This is a genomic window from Microbacterium halophytorum, from assembly GCF_002970975.1.
Lineage (GTDB): Bacteria > Actinomycetota > Actinomycetes > Actinomycetales > Microbacteriaceae > Microbacterium > Microbacterium halophytorum.
Window position 1 is genome coordinate 76,695 of sequence record NZ_KZ672984.1, and the last position, 15,118, is coordinate 91,812.

17 protein-coding genes and 1 tRNA gene are annotated in these 15,118 nt (G+C 70.8%); 9 read left to right on the plus strand and 9 right to left on the minus strand.

Features of this window, described 5'->3' with window-relative positions; genetic code table 11:
- Positions 1–3: 3 nt before the first annotated feature.
- The 6 genes from C0010_RS05165 (at position 4) to C0010_RS05190 (ending at position 4,465) form a co-directional block, all read left to right on the plus strand.
- Positions 4–747: a GolD/DthD family dehydrogenase gene (locus C0010_RS05165; RefSeq protein WP_105566006.1), complete on the plus strand. Its 744-nt coding sequence runs from the start codon at positions 4–6 to the stop codon at positions 745–747.
- Between the two features lie 38 nt (positions 748–785).
- Entirely contained in the window at positions 786–1,178 is a 393-nt protein-coding gene (locus C0010_RS05170; protein WP_105566007.1) for a VOC family protein, read from the plus strand.
- A gap of 137 nt (positions 1,179–1,315) precedes the next feature.
- Entirely contained in the window at positions 1,316–2,671 is a 1,356-nt protein-coding gene (locus C0010_RS05175) for a hypothetical protein (RefSeq protein WP_105609302.1), read from the plus strand.
- Positions 2,672–2,912: 241 nt separating this feature from the next.
- Positions 2,913–3,449: a methylated-DNA--[protein]-cysteine S-methyltransferase gene (locus C0010_RS05180; protein ID WP_105566009.1), complete on the plus strand. Its 537-nt coding sequence runs from the start codon at positions 2,913–2,915 to the stop codon at positions 3,447–3,449.
- The gene (locus tag C0010_RS05185) at positions 3,446–4,033 is read left to right on the plus strand and encodes a DNA-3-methyladenine glycosylase I (RefSeq protein WP_105566010.1); all 588 of its coding nucleotides are present in this window, start codon (positions 3,446–3,448) and stop codon (positions 4,031–4,033) included. Before C0010_RS05180 ends, C0010_RS05185 begins: the two co-directional genes overlap by 4 nt.
- Positions 4,034–4,126: 93 nt before the next feature.
- The gene (locus C0010_RS05190) at positions 4,127–4,465 is read left to right on the plus strand and encodes a histone-like nucleoid-structuring protein Lsr2 (protein WP_105566011.1); all 339 of its coding nucleotides are present in this window, start codon (positions 4,127–4,129) and stop codon (positions 4,463–4,465) included.
- A gap of 51 nt (positions 4,466–4,516) precedes the next feature.
- On the opposite strand, the gene C0010_RS05195 is transcribed toward C0010_RS05190, so the two are convergent.
- Positions 4,517–5,458 carry an SDR family oxidoreductase gene (locus C0010_RS05195; protein ID WP_105566012.1) on the minus strand — a complete coding sequence of 314 codons (942 nt, stop codon included), beginning with the start codon at positions 5,456–5,458 and terminating at the stop codon, positions 4,517–4,519.
- Positions 5,459–5,642: 184 nt separating this feature from the next.
- Between C0010_RS05195 and C0010_RS05200 the strand changes: the two genes are divergently transcribed.
- Positions 5,643–6,497, plus strand: coding sequence for a helix-turn-helix transcriptional regulator (locus tag C0010_RS05200; RefSeq protein ID WP_105566013.1), 855 nt, complete (start codon positions 5,643–5,645; stop codon positions 6,495–6,497).
- A 48-nt stretch (positions 6,498–6,545) separates the two neighbouring features.
- On the opposite strand, the gene C0010_RS05205 is transcribed toward C0010_RS05200, so the two are convergent.
- A complete protein-coding gene (locus tag C0010_RS05205; RefSeq protein WP_105566014.1) occupies positions 6,546–7,094 on the minus strand; it encodes a small multidrug efflux protein in 549 nt (182 codons plus the stop codon).
- A gap of 134 nt (positions 7,095–7,228) precedes the next feature.
- Here C0010_RS05205 and C0010_RS05210 point away from each other — a divergent pair, with 134 nt between their 5' ends.
- Positions 7,229–8,395, plus strand: coding sequence for a sensor histidine kinase (locus tag C0010_RS05210; RefSeq protein ID WP_105566015.1), 1,167 nt, complete (start codon positions 7,229–7,231; stop codon positions 8,393–8,395).
- The gene (locus C0010_RS05215; protein ID WP_105566016.1) at positions 8,392–8,994 is read left to right on the plus strand and encodes a response regulator transcription factor; all 603 of its coding nucleotides are present in this window, start codon (positions 8,392–8,394) and stop codon (positions 8,992–8,994) included. The genes C0010_RS05210 and C0010_RS05215 overlap by 4 nt, the downstream gene beginning before the upstream one ends.
- A gap of 124 nt (positions 8,995–9,118) precedes the next feature.
- Here the strand turns inward: C0010_RS05215 and C0010_RS05220 are convergent, their stop codons facing one another.
- From C0010_RS05220 to C0010_RS05250, 7 genes are all read right to left on the minus strand, one after another.
- Positions 9,119–9,907 carry an ABC transporter ATP-binding protein gene (locus C0010_RS05220; RefSeq protein ID WP_105566017.1) on the minus strand — a complete coding sequence of 263 codons (789 nt, stop codon included), beginning with the start codon at positions 9,905–9,907 and terminating at the stop codon, positions 9,119–9,121.
- A complete protein-coding gene (locus tag C0010_RS05225) occupies positions 9,904–10,947 on the minus strand; it encodes a FecCD family ABC transporter permease (protein WP_105566018.1) in 1,044 nt (347 codons plus the stop codon). Before C0010_RS05225 ends, C0010_RS05220 begins: the two co-directional genes overlap by 4 nt.
- Positions 10,944–11,990 (minus strand): FecCD family ABC transporter permease, encoded by a 1,047-nt coding sequence (locus C0010_RS05230; RefSeq protein ID WP_105566019.1) that lies wholly within the window; start codon positions 11,988–11,990, stop codon positions 10,944–10,946. The genes C0010_RS05225 and C0010_RS05230 overlap by 4 nt, the downstream gene beginning before the upstream one ends.
- A gap of 9 nt (positions 11,991–11,999) precedes the next feature.
- Positions 12,000–12,920, minus strand: coding sequence for an ABC transporter substrate-binding protein (locus C0010_RS05235; protein WP_105566081.1), 921 nt, complete (start codon positions 12,918–12,920; stop codon positions 12,000–12,002).
- A 64-nt stretch (positions 12,921–12,984) separates the two neighbouring features.
- Positions 12,985–13,833, minus strand: a complete 849-nt coding sequence (locus C0010_RS05240) for a siderophore-interacting protein (RefSeq protein WP_105566020.1) — start codon at positions 13,831–13,833, stop codon at positions 12,985–12,987.
- 301 nt (positions 13,834–14,134) lie between these two features.
- Positions 14,135–14,207, minus strand: a tRNA-Arg gene (locus C0010_RS05245).
- Between the two features lie 115 nt (positions 14,208–14,322).
- Positions 14,323–14,820 (minus strand): HNH endonuclease, encoded by a 498-nt coding sequence (locus C0010_RS05250; protein WP_105566021.1) that lies wholly within the window; start codon positions 14,818–14,820, stop codon positions 14,323–14,325.
- Between the last annotated feature and the right edge of the window lie 298 nt (positions 14,821–15,118).

Here is a 15,118-nt window from a genome sequence, read left to right on the forward strand (position 1 = left end):
GCCATGCATCAGACATTCGATGGGAAGATCGCGGTAGTCACCGGCGCGGCCAGCGGCATCGGTCACACCGTCGCCCACTATCTCGCCGAGCGCGGCGCACGCATCGTCGGCGTCGACCTGAACGAGGCCGTCGGCGAGCTGATGACCGAGCTCCCCGGCAGGGGCCACCACGGCATCGTGAAGGACCTCACAGTGCCCGCCGCCGCTGGCGAGGCGATCACGGAGACGGTCAGCCGGGTCGGCGTGCCGCAGATCCTCGTCAACTCCGCCGGCCTCGCCCTCCTCGACCCCGCCGTCGACGTCACACCGGAGCGATGGCAGCTGACGCTCGACGTCAACCTGAACGGCACGTTCTACATGGCGCAGGCCGCGGGGCGCGTCATGCTCGACGCGGGATACGGCCGGATCATCAACCTGGCTTCCCAGGCGGCGCTCGTCGGGCTCGACCAGCACGCTGCGTACTGCGCCAGCAAGGCCGCGATCGTCGGTCTCACGCACGTGCTGTCGTTGGAGTGGGCCCGCAGAGGAATCACCGTCAACGCCGTATCGCCGACCGTCGTGGAGACGCCGCTCGGCAAGGCCGCGTGGGCGGGCGAGAAGGGAGAGAAGGCGAAGTCCGAGATCCCCGTCGGGAGGTTCGCACAGCCAGAGGAGGTCGCGGCCCTCATCGGGTTCATCGCCAGCGACGACGCCGCGATGATCACCGGGAGCAACTATGTGATCGACGGCGGTTTCACCACGGTCTGACCGCGGGACCGGGCGAACCGATCTGGCAGACTCCTGCCATGACGGGAATCCATCACGTCGAGGTCTGGGTCGCTGACCTCGCGCAGGCGGCATCCGAATGGGCGTGGCTGCTGCGGGAGGTGGGCTTCGTCCGCGAGGGCGCCTGGCCTGAAGGCGAGTCGTGGGCCGCCGCCGGCGCGTACATCACCCTTACGACTTCGCCGAACCTGAGCGGCGCGACCCACGATCGCAGAGCGCCGGGAATGAACCATCTGGCATTCAAGGCGGGCAACTCGCAACGGGTCGACGAAATCATTACGGCAGCCACCGACCACGGCTGGCGCCCGCTTTACCAGGATCGGTACCCGCACGCAGGCGGACCGGACTACTACGCCGGCTGGTTGGAGAACTCGGCCGGCTTCAAGGCGGAGGTCGTCGCAGACGAGGAATGACGGCGCGCGCCACCGACAACACAGGTCGCGCGAGCCTGGTTCAACTCAACGTGTGTAGTGCAGCCGCATCACCCCGACGGACCCGACCCAGAACCCGGTGGTATCCGCACACGCGCGCGATCGCTAAGTTCTTCACTATGGCAGAGACGAAGACGTCCGAAGAAAACTGGGTGCCCGCGCGACTGATCCCGACATCCGGTATCTCCGGTGCCGAGGAGCAGGAGACTCGAGCGACTTCCGCGTTGCTCGCCGTGATGCTCTCAGTCGACGAGTTCGGCAGAACTCTCACCAAACTGGCTGGCGCGCCAGCTGGGAAGATCGAGACTTTCACCGAGGTCATATTCAAGGTGAACGGCACCAAGACGACCGTCCGGCCGGACGGTCTGATCCGAGTCACGCGCGGCGCCAGAATGTGGACCGCATTGGTCGAGGTCAAGACCGGGAAGAATGAGCTGGTCGCCGAGCAGCTCAATGCGTATGCCGATGTTGCGCGAGAGCATGGCTTCGACGCGCTCATCACCGTCTCGAACCAGATCTCGCCGAACGCTGACAAGCACCCGACGCCGGGTATCGATGGGCGAAAGCTGAGGAAGGTGGCCCTCCATCATTGGAGCTGGTCACGCGTACTGTCCATCGCCGTCATGGAACGAGAGCACAAAGGCATCAACGACCCCGACCAGGCGTGGATCCTCGGCGAACTGATCCGCTATCTCGAGCATCCGAAGTCTGGTGCGCTCTCATTCGACGACATGGGTTCCGAATGGGTCCGCGTTCGGGATGCCGTGACATCCGGCACTCTGCGGGCTTCGGACAGAGAGGCCTTCGCCGAAGTCACAGCGAACTTCGACGCGCTGCTCCGCTACTCGTCGCTTCATCTCGGAAAAAGACTCGGAACCGACGTGCGCCACCAGATGTCACGCAAGGAACAGATTGATCCGGCGTACCGCCAGCAGGTGCTCGAACGCTCTCTCCTCGGCACCGGCGTACTCTCCGGAACGATCCGCATCCCCGACACCGTCGGAGACATCGCAATCGAGGCTGATCTGCGTTCCAAAACGGTCACGTGCCACATCGAAATCGACGCCCCGAAGCTCGGCCGCAATCGTACGCGGGTGAATTGGCTGACGCGACAGCTCAAGGCCGCCCCCGGCGCGCTGCGCGTCGAGGCGGCCGTCCCCCACCAACGCGGCCGTGGCGCGGCAGAGCTTCTGGATACTGTTCGCGGGGAGCCCGACAGCCTCATCACTGAGAAGGGCAAAGAGATCGTGCGCTTCCGCGTCGCCGCGACCACTCCGATGGGGACCAAGCGAGGCACCGGCAAGAATTCCTTCATCGACTCAGTGCTCGACGCCGTGGACGGCTTCTACGCCGACGTCGTCCAACACCTCAAGGCGTGGCAGGCTCCACCGCCGAAGTCGCCGCGGGCGCCGGTGATGGATGACGCTGTCGATGCCGCGCTGTCGGAGCCCGGGAGCGCCGAGAGCATGGGCTGAGTGCACAGACGCCCAGAGCGCTGAGGCCCGTCTTTGCGAGGTCGCGGGAGTGCTCCGCAATGACCTGACGCCCTCGGATGAGCGATTCCGAGCCGGCGCAGACCTGACCCCGGCACGCTTCGTCTGAGCATCGGGTCGTGCCGTCGTCCACAGCGTGCGCGGTCACGACTCTCTCCACAGATCCGGTGCTCGGCGCCCTCACTGCGGCGCGTGAGTCGGCGGTCGGCACCAAGATGGAGGCATGCCCACCGAACTCCGCACCTGCATCGTCGAGACGCCGATCGGCGGCGCCGTCGTCGCGTTCTCGGCCGACGGCGTCGCCGCCATGAAGTTCGGCGACGCGCACGCCGTCGCCGAACGCCTGGCGCGCGAGCACGGCGCTGCGTGCGAGCCCGACGCCTCGCTGCTTCCGACGGCGGCGGCCGCCCTCGACACGTACTTCGACGGCGCGCGCCGCACCATCGACCTGCCGATCGACTGGTCGCTGACCTCGGGGTTCTCCCGCGAGGCGTTGCGGGCCGTGTGCGATATCCCATACGGCGAGACCGCGTCGTACGGCGAGGTCGCGGCGATGACGGCTCGGCCTCGCGCCGCGCGTGCCGTGGGCACGGCGTGCCGAACCACGCCGCTCGCCCTGATCGTGCCGGTGCATCGCGTGATCCGCGCAGATGGTTCGCTCGGAGAATTCGGCGGCAACGAGCACGTCAAGGAATACCTGGTCGACTTCGAGCGCGGCAATGTCGCTCAGGCCATAGGCATTGAGGAGGAAGCGCGATGAGCGGAACCGTCACGGGCGACGACGGGCTCGCCCGGCCGGAGTGGGCATCCACCGACGAGACGATGCGGAATTACTACGACACCGAATGGGGAATGCCCGTGCGCGATGAGCGCGGCGTCTTCGAGCGGCTCAGCCTCGAGGCATTCCAGTCCGGGCTCTCGTGGGCAGTGATCCTGCGCAAACGAGAGGCGTTCCGCCGAGCGTTCGTGGGATTCGATCCGGATGCCGTCGCCTCATTCGAGGCGTCGGATATCGAGCGCCTGATGGGCGACGCGTCGATCGTTCGCAATCGGCGCAAGATCGAAGCGACCATCGCGAACGCCGCCGCGACGATGGCGTTGCGGGCGAGCGGGGGCCTGGCCGAGCTCGTGTGGAGCTACCGCCCGGCCTCGACGCCCGCGCCCGAGACGTCGGAGGAAGTCCCGTCGGAATCGCCCGAATCGGTCGCGCTCGCGAAAGACCTGCGAAAGCGCGGTTTCCGGTTCGTCGGGCCGACGACGATGTTCGCACTCATGGAAGCCATCGGCATCGTCGACACACATCTCGTCGGAAGCCACCGGCGCGGCAGCAGCGGCGTGTGGTGAGTTCTCACGGGAATGAAGCGCAACCCGCGAATGTGCGAGGAATTACCCGGAGGGGAATGGTGCATTCTGCCGCTCCGGTGATACGGTGCGGATATGGCCCGAAAGATTGTGCATCAGCTCGTCGACGACATCGACGGAACCGTACTCGACCCCGGTGAGGGTGAAAGCGTCAGCTTCGCCCTCGACGGCAAGAGCTATGAGATCGACCTGACCGACGCGAACGCCGAGAAGCTGCGCAAGGCGGTCGCTCCCTACATCGCCGCCGGCCGCCGCGTCGCCGCCGCCCAGCCCCAGCGCACTCCCCGCCGCCGCGCGACCAACTCCCGCGACCTCGCCGACGTGCGCCAGTGGGCCAAGGACAACGGCTACACGGTGTCGGAGCGCGGCCGCGTTCCCGGCGCCATCCTCGAGGCGTACGACGCCGCCCACTGACCGACCGAGAGAGATCGCCCCGGCGCTTGCGCGCCGGGGCGATCTGCGTTCTCAGGCGGTCGGGATCCTCACGTGCGTGAGCTCCTGGGTGAGGTCCCACATGCGCCTCGCGTCTTCGTGCCCGCGCAGCCGGGAGTAGAGCTTCTGCTCGGCGGGCCGCCCTCCGATCCCGCGGAAGCCGTTCGGGCCGAAGAATCTCCCTCCCGCATCGCCGGGTGCGGTCGCAGCCATCAGCGCGGGCAGCCCCGCGCTGGCGACGGTCCCGGCGAACCCGACGCGGGACAGGAAGGTGATCAGACCGCGCGATCGAGCCGCACGGGCGCGGCCGATCTCCGGGCGCACGTCGAGCAGGCTCGTCGGCGCGACGCCGGGGTGCGAGAGGTTGGCGGTGATGCCCCATCCGGCCTGCTTGCTGCGCCGGTCGAGCTCGAGCCCGAACAGACCGAAGGCGATCTTCGACTGGGAGTAGGCGCCCATGCTGTCGTAGGAGCGCTCCCAGTTCGGGTCGTCCCAGTTCACCGCGCCCTGATTCGCGGCGATGCTGACCTGCAGCGTGACCCGCGCCCTGCCCTCGCGGAGCAGCGGCATCAGGTGCCCGATGAGGGCGGCGTGGCCGAGGTGATTGGTGCCGAACTGCAGCTCGAACCCGTCCTCGGTGATCTGCCGCTCGGGCGGGCGCATGACGCCGGCGTTTCCGATGAACGTGTGGATCGGGCCGCCCTCGCTCGTGAGCGCCTCCCCGAGCGCCGCGACCGATTCCAGTGACGACAGGTCCAGGGAACGCAGCGACACCGTCGCCTTCGGCGCGCGCTCCCGGATCGTCGCGATGGCGGCCTCTCCCTTGCGGGGGTTCCGCACCGGGAGGATCAGGTCGGCGCCCGCGGCGGCGAGCCGCGCCGCGATGACCAGCCCCATCCCGTCGCTGCCTCCCGTGAGGACGACGCGTCTTCCGGTCAGATCCGGGATGGTGATGTCGATGGGCCTGCGTGCCATGGGATCCTGCTTCCTCTGCGTGTCGAGCGGTCTGCACCCAGCCTGCGGCACCCCCGCGGGCGTATCCACGGCCTGGCGATCCGTGGCTGAGCGCTCCGCCCGCCGCGGACGGCAGGGGCGGATCGGCGGGCCCTGTCGCGCCGCAATCGGACCCGCTAGACATGACGGGGAGAGGATATGCCCCATGGAGATCGATCGGAACGCGCTGGCGGAGTTCCTGCGCCGCCGTCGGGAAGCGCTGCAGCCGGAAGACGTGGGTCTCCCGCGTGGGCAACGGCGGCGCACCGACGGGCTGCGCCGCGAAGAAGTCGCGGCTCTGTGCCACATGTCGACCGACTACTACGCGCGGCTCGAGCGCGCTCGGGGGCCGCACCCCTCCGAGCAGATGATCGCCTCGATCGCCCAGGGCCTGCACCTGAGCCTGCGCGAGAGGGACCACTTGTTCCGGCTCGCCGGGCATACCCCGCCGGCGCCGGGGATCGCGAGCGAGCAGCACATCTCCCCCGGCCTGCTGCGCGTGCTCGACCGGCTCGACGACACCCCGGCCGAGATCGTGACGGAGCTCGGAGAGACGCTGCGGCAGAGCCCCATGGGCCGAGCCCTCACGGGCGACCTGACCCGCTACCGGGGGCCGGCCCGGAGCATCGGCTACCGCTGGTTCACCGACCCCGCCGCACGCTCGCGCTACGCGGCCGACGACCACGATCGGCTCGGCCGGATGTACGCGTCGGGGTTGCGGGAGGTGATCGCCCGGCGCGGCCCTCAGTCCTACGCCGCGCACCTCGCTGACCTGCTCCTGGCCTCCAGCGACGAGTTCCGTGCGCTCTGGGACCGCCACGAGGTCGGCCTGCGCCCGACGAGCGGAAAGCGCTTCGTCCACCCGGAGGTCGGGCAGCTCGACCTCGATTGCCAGACACTGGTCGACCCCGACCAGTCCCATCTCCTGCTCGTCTACACCGCGGAGCCGGGCAGCGACAGCCACGAGAAGCTGAAGCTCCTCTCCGTCCTGGGCAGCTCGCTGGAGGCCGGCGCCGCGTGATCCGTCGGGTCCCGGACGACCCAGGCGTTCCCGCGCCGGCGGCCGGCCTCAGCTGAAGGTGTGGATGACGCCGGTGAGGATGAGCGTGACGATCGTCGTCCATCCGGCGATCGCGAGGGCCTGCCAGGCGAGCACCCTGGCCCGGCCGATGCCGGCGGCGGCGAGCATGGTCGCCGTGAAGTGCGTCGGGAGCAGCAGCGGGCCGAGCAGGCTCACGCCGGGCACGCCGTAGCGCTCGAACGCCCGCTGGAACTTCGCGCGCCGCGCCGCCTTCCGCTCCGACTCGCCCTCCTGCGGTGCGGGGCCCTGCTCATCGTTCGCGGGCAGCGCCGCGCCGTTCGCCGAGACGGCCGCCCGGCGCGTCACGATCGCCTTGCGGGCGCCGGAGCTGAACAGCACCAGCAGTGTCACGCAGACGAAATTGCCCACGGCGGCGGCGATCGCCGCGACGACCGGGTTGATGCCGCCGACGATGCCGATCGCGGCGGCGCCCTCGCCCTCGATGAAGGGGACGGCTCCCGCGAGGGCGACGACGAGCGGCTGCACCAGCTCCGGCACCTGGGCGACGAGGTCCTGGAAGGATTCGATGAGGTTCATGGGTCCTGCTCCTGAGGGGCGGCTGCGACGGGCTCTCCGTCACGTGTTCCACTCCACCAGCGCGGCGGCGCCGCGGACAGTGCCGCCGCGTCACCTACGACCGTGACAAGTGTCACGGTCATATCGTTGAGGCGATGAGCACTTCTTCCTCGCCCGCGAACTCGCGTCGGCTCGCGCGCGGCGTGACGGCCACCTGGTGGTACACGGCCAGCGCCGTTCTGGGGTTCGAGGGCGTGATCGCGTTCTTCTGGTTCTTCCCCCACCTGACCGGGTCCGCCGACGTCGGCCAGGTCGTGCTGCTCCGCGTCGCGAGCATCGTGTGGGTCGGATCGACCTGGGTCCTGCTCTCCGCCTACCGCAGCCGCGAGCCGCTGCGATGGGCGACGCTCATCGCGATGCTGTGCGTCGCCGCCGTGTACGGCATCGTCGCTTTCAATGTCACGGGCAGCTTCGCGATGCTCGCCGCGCCCCTCGGGCAGGCGCTCGTGCTGCTGCGCTGGCCGCGCGGCATCCGGCTGCGCGTGGCGCTGGCCGTGACCGCGGTTCTCGTGTGCCTGCTCATCCTCGACATCCGGTCGACGCTCGGCCCCGACAACCCCGGATGGGTGCCCGTGGCGTACGCCGCGCTGCTGCCCGCCATGTCGGTGACGTCGCTGTGGTGGTGGGACGTGCTCGATTCCCTCGACCGCGCCAGGGCATCGGAGGCGCGCCTCGCCGCGACGCAGGAGCGGCTCCGGGTCGCGACCGACGTGCACGACCTGCAGGGCCACCACCTGCAGGTCATCGCACTGCAGCTCGAGCTCGCCGACCGGCTGATCGGCTCCGACCCGGATGCGGCGGCCGAGCACGTGCGCGCCGCGCGCGCCAGCGTGGACGAGGCCCGCCAGGGCACCCGCGACCTCGCGACGCGGGTGCGGTCCGTTCCGCTCCCGGATGAGATCGCCAACGCCGCTGACCTGCTCGCCGCCGCGGGTCTCAGCGTCACGACGGAGGTCGCACCCGATGCCGACCGCGCCCCGGCCTCGGTGCTCGGCCCCGTGATCAGGGAGACGACGACGAACGTGCTCAAGCACGGCACCGGCGGCAGCGCCTCGCTGCGCCTCGTGCGCGACGGCGGGGCCTGGTGCTACGAGATCGCCAACACGGCCGCGGGCGATGCCGCTCCCGCGGCCGACGCCTCCGGGCTCGCGGGCCTCGAGCGCCGCGTCGCCGAGGCGGGCGGGACGTTCGAGGCGCGGCACGACGAGAGCGAGTTCGTCGCGACGGCCAGAGTTCCCCTGACGAAGGCGGGCGCACGATGATCCGGGTGCTGATCGCGGACGACGAGGCGATGATACGTTCGGCGCTCGCTGCCCTTCTGCGCCTCGAGGCCGACATCGAGGTCGTCGCCGAGTGCGAGGACGGCGAGCAGGCCGTCGCCGAGGCGATCCGCATCGAGCCGGACGTGTGCCTGCTCGACCTGGAGATGCCGGGGCTCGACGGCGTCGAGGTCGCCGGCCGGCTCTCCCGCCGCATCAGCGCGCGCTGCGTCGTCGTGACCCGCCACGCACGCCCCGGCGTGCTGCGGCGGGCGCTCGCGTCGGGCGTGACGGGGTTCCTGCCGAAGTCGCGGGGTGCCGACGAGGTGGCGCGGGTCATCCGCACTGCGGCCGCCGGCACGCGCTACGTCGACCCCGAGGTGGCGGCCGACGCCCTGAGCGACGAGCGACCGCCGCTGACCGACCGCGAGCTCGACGTGCTGCGCGCGGGGCGGGGCGGCGAGACGACGGGCCAGATCGCCCGGGCGCTCTCGCTGGCCCCCGGCACGGTCCGCAACCACGTCTCGGCGATCCTCGCCAAGCTCGCGGTCCGCACCCGCCAGCAGGCCGTGAAGCACGCGGAGGAGCGCGGCTGGATCTAGGCGATTCGCACCGCCCTGCAGGGAGCGGGAGCCGATCTTGCGAGCGAAGCGAACAAGATCGCCTCCCGCGACCGAGGACTCCCAAGAGTTCAGGTGATTCTTCCGCCCCACTCGGGCGGAAGAATCACCGCGTGTCGCGCGGGATCACGAGGGGCTGGCCCGTCTCCGGGTCGGGAATGACGCGGTTCGGCAGCGCGAAGACCTCGTCGACGAGTTCGCTCGTGATCGTGTCGCCGGGCGCGCCCTCGGCCACGATCGCGCCGTCCTGCATCGCGACGACGTGGTCGGCATAGCGGGCCGCCTGGTTCAGGTCGTGCAGCACCGCCACGACCGTGCGACCCGCCCGGTTGAGGCGGTGCAACAGGTTCAGGACCTCGACCTGGTGCGCGACGTCGAGGAAGGTCGTCGGCTCATCGAGCAGGATCATCGGCGTCTGCTGGGCCAGGACCATCGCGATCCACACGCGCTGGCGCTGCCCGCCCGAGAGCTCGTCGACGCGGCGAGCGCTGAGGTCGGAGACCCCGGTCTCGGCCATCGCCTTCGCGACGGCGGCCTCGTCGTCCGGCGACCACTGCCGGATGAGGCGCTGGTGCACGAACCGGCCCCGACTGACGAGCTCCGCGACCGTGATGCCGTCGGGTGCCGTCGCGCTCTGCGGCAGCAGACCGATGCGGGTCGCGACGGCCCGCGGGGCGAGCCGGGCGATGTCGCGGCCGTCGAGCACGATCGACCCGGACGACGGGCGCAGCAGCCCCGACAGGGCGCGCAGGAGCGTCGACTTGCCGCAGGCGTTCGGCCCGATGATGACCGTGAACGCGCCGTGCGGTACCCGGAACCCGAGGCGTTCCGAGATGATGCGCTGGTCGTACCGGAGGGTGACGTCGTCGGCGCGGAGATCGATCGATGCCGTCATGAAGTCTTCCTGATCTCGTGGGCGAGGAGCCAGACGAGGTACCCGCCGCCGATCACGACCGTGACGACGCCGACGGGAACCGTGTAGGTGATCACGTGCTGGGCGACGATGTCGCTCGCGATGAGCACCACCGCGCCGACCGCGGCTGACAGCGCGAGCGGGATGTCGGCCGTGCCCGCGAGGCGCCGCGCGATCTGCGGTGCGGCGAGGGCGACGAACGAGATCGGCCCCGCGACCGCCGTCGCGACGCTGACGAGCGCCACGGCGATGCCGATCGCGGCCCAGCGGATACGCGTGACGTCGGCCCCCGTTGCGCGAGCGGCGTCATCTCCGATGTCCAACTGGCGGACTCCGCGGCCGACGAGCGGCACCACCAGCAGCAGGAGGGACGTGAGCGCGACGGCGGGCCATCCGGTCTCGGCGGTGACGTTGTTGAGCGTGCCCGCACCCCAGGCGGCGGCGAACAGCGCCGTCTCGAGCTCCGCGCGCAGCAGCAGCCAGGTGTTCAGCGCGGCCAGCATGGCCGAGACGCCGATGCCGACGACGATGAACCGGAAGCCCTGCAGGCCGTCGCGAGACGCCAGCAGCACGATCGCGACCGCGGCCGCCAGCCCGCCGACGAGCGAACCCGCCGTCATCGCCGCCCATCCTCCCCCGGAGATCAGGGCGAGGAGCATGCCCGTGTACGAACCGTTGGCGAGGCCGATCACGTCGGGGCTCGCCAACGGGTTCCGCGTGAAGCTCTGGAAGAGGGCGCCGGCGACGCCGAGCGCCGCCCCGAACGCGAGGGCTGCCGCGGCCCTCGGCAGGCGCCAGTCGAGCACCGCGATGCGGTCGAGCCCCGTCGTCGCCCCGGTGAACGCCCCCCACACATCGGCGGGAGCGACCGGGTAATCGCCGAGCGTGAGCGCCGTCACGAGCAGCACGGCCGCTGCGATCAGTACGGCGGACGTCGCGAACAGCGTCCTCACCCGCACCACGACCCGGTGCGGGCCGCGGCCGATCACCGCTCGGCGGTGCCCGAACTCCACCCGGGTCACAGGGCGCTCGCCTTCCGGCGCCGCACCAGCGCGATGAGCACCGGCGCCCCCACGAACGCGGTGACGATGCCGGCGGGGACCTCCCCCGGCGCCGCCACGCGGCCCACGATGTCGGCCGCGACGACGAGGGCGGGGCCCGCGAGCATCGAGACGGCGAAGATCCGGCGCTGATCGACCCCGACGCCCCAGCGGACGACGTGCGGCACCATCAGGCCGACGAACGAGATCGGCCCTGCGATCGCGGTCGCGGCGCCGGCCAGCACGGTGACGGCGACGATGGTCCGGCCCCGGACGTTCCCCAGGCGGACGCCGTGTGAGCGCGCGACATCGTCTCCGAGTGCGACGGAGTTGAGCGCGGGCGCGATGAAGAGTGCGAGCGCGAGACCGACCACTACGAGCGGAGCGCACGCCGCGAGCGCATCGGAGTCGGCGCCCAGGAGCGAACCGGCGTTCCATCCGCGCATCCGGTCGAACGCGTCCGGGTGCGTCAGCGTGAGCCCCGTCGTGATGCCCGAGAGCACCGCTCCGACCGCGACGCCCGCGAGGGTGAGGCGGACGGCGTCGGCGGGCCCCCGGCGGGACGATCCGAGCGCGTACACGCCCGCCGTCACGACGAACGCGCCCATGCACGCGAGCCAGACGTACTCGATCGGCTGCGTCACACCGAGGAAGGCGACGCCGAGCGCGACGAACAGCGCGGCACCGGGAGCGACGCCGAGGATGCCGGGATCGGCGAGCGGGTTGCGCGTGAACGCCTGGATGAGCGCGCCAGCGGCGCCGAGCGCGGCGCCGACGAGCAGGCCCGCGAGGAGTCGGGGCACGCGCTGGCCCCACACGACGAACGCCGCCTCTTCGGAACCCGCACCGCCCAGAGCCGCGGCGACGTCCGCGGGTGGGACCGGATTGGCGCCGACGAACAGCGACGCGACGGCGAGCGCGGCGAGCAGTACGGTGAGGGCCGCCGTGAGCACGGCGGAGCGCCCGGTCGGCGTGACGGCCGGGCGCTCCGGCGGCGCCGAGCTCAGCGAACGGGCACGTCCCATGATTCGGACCTACTGCAGGATGCGCTCGAGGTCGTCGAGCACGACCATGCCGCCGTACGGGCCGACGCCCGTGATCCACGAGCCGAAGTCGACCACATGCAGGCTGCCGTACGCGTCCGCGTTCTCCGTCACCTCGTCCGGGACGGTGCTGGGGTCATCCGGGTCGTTCGAGGTGACGAGCACGAGGTCGGCCGCGGCATCGCGCGCCTGCTCCGGCGAGATGTCGAGCGAGATGTCCTCCCAGTCGTGCTCGGGCGTCGTGAAGCCCGCGCACTCGAGGGTGCTGCCGGCGAACGACAGCGGCCCGTACAGCGTCAGGCGCGTGTCGCGCGGGCGCACGAGCTGCGCTGTCTGCCCCGCGGTCGAGTACTCCTCCGCGATCTCATCGCAACGGGCCTGGTAGTCGGCGAGCAGTTGCTGGGCGCCCTCGGCATCGCCGAGCGCCTCCGCGACGAGGGCGACGTTGTCCTGCCACGGGTCGGCTTGCGTGGCCATGAACACCGTGGGAGCGACGTCGCTGAGCTGGTCGTACAGCGCGGAATGGCGCGACTCCGTGCCGATGATCAGATCGGGCTCGAGCGCCGCGATCTTCTCGACGCTCGGTTCCGTGATGGTGCCGACCGTCGCGATGTCCGCGGCGGCGTCGCCGAGGTACTCCGGCACGCCGACCTCCTCGCTCGCAACGGCCGTGCCGACGGGCGTCGTCCCGAGCGCCACGGCGGTGTCGAGCTGCACGGGCTCGAGCACGACCACGCGCTCCGGGGACTCCGGCACGGCGGTCTCGCCGCGCGCGTGCTCGACGGTGTGCGTTGCGCCGTCGGCGGCAGAGGCGTCCGTTTCGTCGGACGAGGTGCAGGCGGTGAACAGGAACGCGCCGGCGGCGAGCGCCGCGACGGCGGCGGCCGCGCGGGGGAAGGCGGGCTGTGTCATGGGATCGGTCTCCATCGGGTCGAGAAACAAGGTGAGCCTATCCTCACTCGACCTGGTGGGCGAATCACGGCGTCACACGCGGACCATCGTTCCAATATCCCTGAGTGTGGGCCCGGTCGCTCCCGACTCCCGCGGCGGCGAGCGCATCGCGGATGCCGGCTACTCGACGACTCTCGGTCGCGCACCAGGCGTAGAAGCCGTCGCCCAGGCGCGCGGCCGCCCCAGCCTCGCGCGCCGCCCACCGGGTGATCGCGCGGGCGAGTGCGGTGCCGCCCGGCTCGCTCGTGCGGTGCGCGATCCGTACGCGCGACGGGAGCGAGCGCTCCAGCCAACCGGCGTCGCGGACATCTCCCGCTTCGACGATCACCTCGGCGCGCGCGGGGTCGGGGAGGCTCGCGACGATGCCCCGGATGGCGGGGAACGCGGTCTCGTCGCCGGCGATAAGGAAGCGGTGCGCCGCTCCGGGGCTCCACTGCACGCCGTGGCGACCAGTCGCGTCGGCCTCGGCCCTCGGCGCCGACACCCAGAGCCTGTCCCCCGGTTGCGAGGCCGCCGCCCAGGCGCTCGCAGGCCCCGCCGCGTCGTGCAGGTAGAAGTCGATATCGAGCTCGCCCTGCGACGGTCGCGATTCGCCGACGGTGTAGCTGCGCAGCGAGGGGCGCTCAGCGGCGGGCAGCTCACGCCAGCGGCGCCGCCACTCCGACTCCGGCAGCAGCGGCTCGTCGAGGGGTGCCGGGATCCCGCCGGGCGCGATCAGGACCTTGATCCGCTGGTCGAGGCCGCGCTCGGTGATGCCGCGCAGCTGCGCCCCCGCCAGGGTCACGCGGACGAACCCGGGCGACACCCGCCGTACGGAGCGCACTCGTGCCCCGAACAGAGCGTTCGGCGACTCACGGAAGCTGCGCTCCGCCATTGGTTATCACTCCTCCGAGTACGGCGAGATTCTTTCGCCCCGCAGGCGATCGAGAACCCGCCCCGCCCCGCAGGGAGCGGCAGCCGATCTCGCGAGCGGAGCGACCGAGATCACCTGCCGCGACCGAGGACTCCAGAGAATACGGCGAAATTCTATCTCCCCACAGGCGATCGAGAACCCGCCCCGCCCCGCAGGGAGCGGCAGCCGATCTCGCGAGCGGAGCGACCGAGATCACCTGCCGCGACCGAGGACTCCAGAGAGTACAACGAGATTCTTTCGCCCCACAGGCGAAAGAATCTCGTGCCCCCGAATGGATTCGAACCATCGACACCCGCTTTAGGAGAGCGGTGCTCTATCCCCTGAGCTACGGGGGCCCGCCGACAGCTTACCGGGGCTTCGCGGGCGTTCCGCACTCGGTCGGCGTGCCGCGTGCCGGCGACCGGCTCCGGATGCCCCGCTGCGGGGCATCCGGAGCCGGTCGCGGGCCCGTCAGGCCGCGAGGGTCAGGTACGGCTCCCAGCGCGGGTCGCTGCGCTCGACGCCCCTGACCGTCCAGCCGCCGCCGCGCGGGGGCTGAGGGGTGAAGCGCAGCTCCCACCCCATCTCGACCGGCGTGCGGTCGCTCTTGATGTTGTTGCAGCGCAGGCAGCAGGCGACGAGGTTCGTCCAGGTGTCCTGCCCGCCGCGCGAACGCGGCATCACGTGATCGATGGTCGACGCCGACTTGCCGCAGTATCCGCAGCGGCTCCCGTCGCGGCGCAGCACCCCGCGGCGCGAGACCGGGGTCCGCCGCGCGTGCGGCACGCGCACGTATCTCGTCAGCAGGATCACGGCTGGGCGGTCGAAGACGTCATTGACGCCCCAGACGGGGTCGTCTTCGATGCGTTCGATGACGCTCGCCTTGTCGTTCATGACGAGCACGAGGGCCCGCTTGGACGATACGACGGCCAGCGGCTCGTATCCGGCGTTCAGCACGAGTGTGCGCATGAGGTATCCCTTCGGCGGGTCCCGGACGGCTTCCGGGCTCTCGAACCAGCGCTGCGTCGACCGACGGGGAGGCGTGCGGGCATGAAAAAAGGGCACTGTCCCGTTGGACAGCGCCCTTCGCGCGCGGCAGTGCCGCGCATCGTGTGCACACGATGCCGTAAGACGTAGCGACCCAGAGCATCCGTGGTGCGGATGCGAGGTATTCGGCTCACGACATCTCCTCTCCGTCGACTCGGCAACGAGCTAAGGGTAACCCACGCGACACGCCCGGGCGGCGACACGCAGGTGAACGGCGTGC

Excerpts from the sequence above, each read along its gene's own strand:
- C0010_RS05180 (WP_105566009.1), top strand. The coding sequence starts at position 2,913 with ATGCCCACCGAACTCCGCACCTGCATCGTCGAGACGCCGATCGGCGGC.
- C0010_RS05250 (WP_105566021.1), bottom strand. The coding sequence starts at position 14,820 with ATGCGCACACTCGTGCTGAACGCCGGATACGAGCCGCTGGCCGTCGTA.
- C0010_RS05230 (WP_105566019.1), bottom strand. The coding sequence starts at position 11,990 with ATGGGACGTGCCCGTTCGCTGAGCTCGGCGCCGCCGGAGCGCCCGGCC.
- C0010_RS05235 (WP_105566081.1), bottom strand. The coding sequence starts at position 12,920 with ATGACACAGCCCGCCTTCCCCCGCGCGGCCGCCGCCGTCGCGGCGCTC.
- C0010_RS05240 (WP_105566020.1), bottom strand. The coding sequence starts at position 13,833 with ATGGCGGAGCGCAGCTTCCGTGAGTCGCCGAACGCTCTGTTCGGGGCA.
- C0010_RS05210 (WP_105566015.1), top strand. The coding sequence starts at position 7,229 with ATGAGCACTTCTTCCTCGCCCGCGAACTCGCGTCGGCTCGCGCGCGGC.
- C0010_RS05205 (WP_105566014.1), bottom strand. The coding sequence starts at position 7,094 with ATGAACCTCATCGAATCCTTCCAGGACCTCGTCGCCCAGGTGCCGGAG.
- C0010_RS05185 (WP_105566010.1), top strand. The coding sequence starts at position 3,446 with ATGAGCGGAACCGTCACGGGCGACGACGGGCTCGCCCGGCCGGAGTGG.
- C0010_RS05195 (WP_105566012.1), bottom strand. The coding sequence starts at position 5,458 with ATGGCACGCAGGCCCATCGACATCACCATCCCGGATCTGACCGGAAGA.
- C0010_RS05170 (WP_105566007.1), top strand. The coding sequence starts at position 786 with ATGACGGGAATCCATCACGTCGAGGTCTGGGTCGCTGACCTCGCGCAG.
- C0010_RS05215 (WP_105566016.1), top strand. The coding sequence starts at position 8,392 with ATGATCCGGGTGCTGATCGCGGACGACGAGGCGATGATACGTTCGGCG.
- C0010_RS05165 (WP_105566006.1), top strand. The coding sequence starts at position 4 with ATGCATCAGACATTCGATGGGAAGATCGCGGTAGTCACCGGCGCGGCC.
- C0010_RS05200 (WP_105566013.1), top strand. The coding sequence starts at position 5,643 with ATGGAGATCGATCGGAACGCGCTGGCGGAGTTCCTGCGCCGCCGTCGG.
- C0010_RS05220 (WP_105566017.1), bottom strand. The coding sequence starts at position 9,907 with ATGACGGCATCGATCGATCTCCGCGCCGACGACGTCACCCTCCGGTAC.
- C0010_RS05175 (WP_105609302.1), top strand. The coding sequence starts at position 1,316 with ATGGCAGAGACGAAGACGTCCGAAGAAAACTGGGTGCCCGCGCGACTG.
- C0010_RS05190 (WP_105566011.1), top strand. The coding sequence starts at position 4,127 with ATGGCCCGAAAGATTGTGCATCAGCTCGTCGACGACATCGACGGAACC.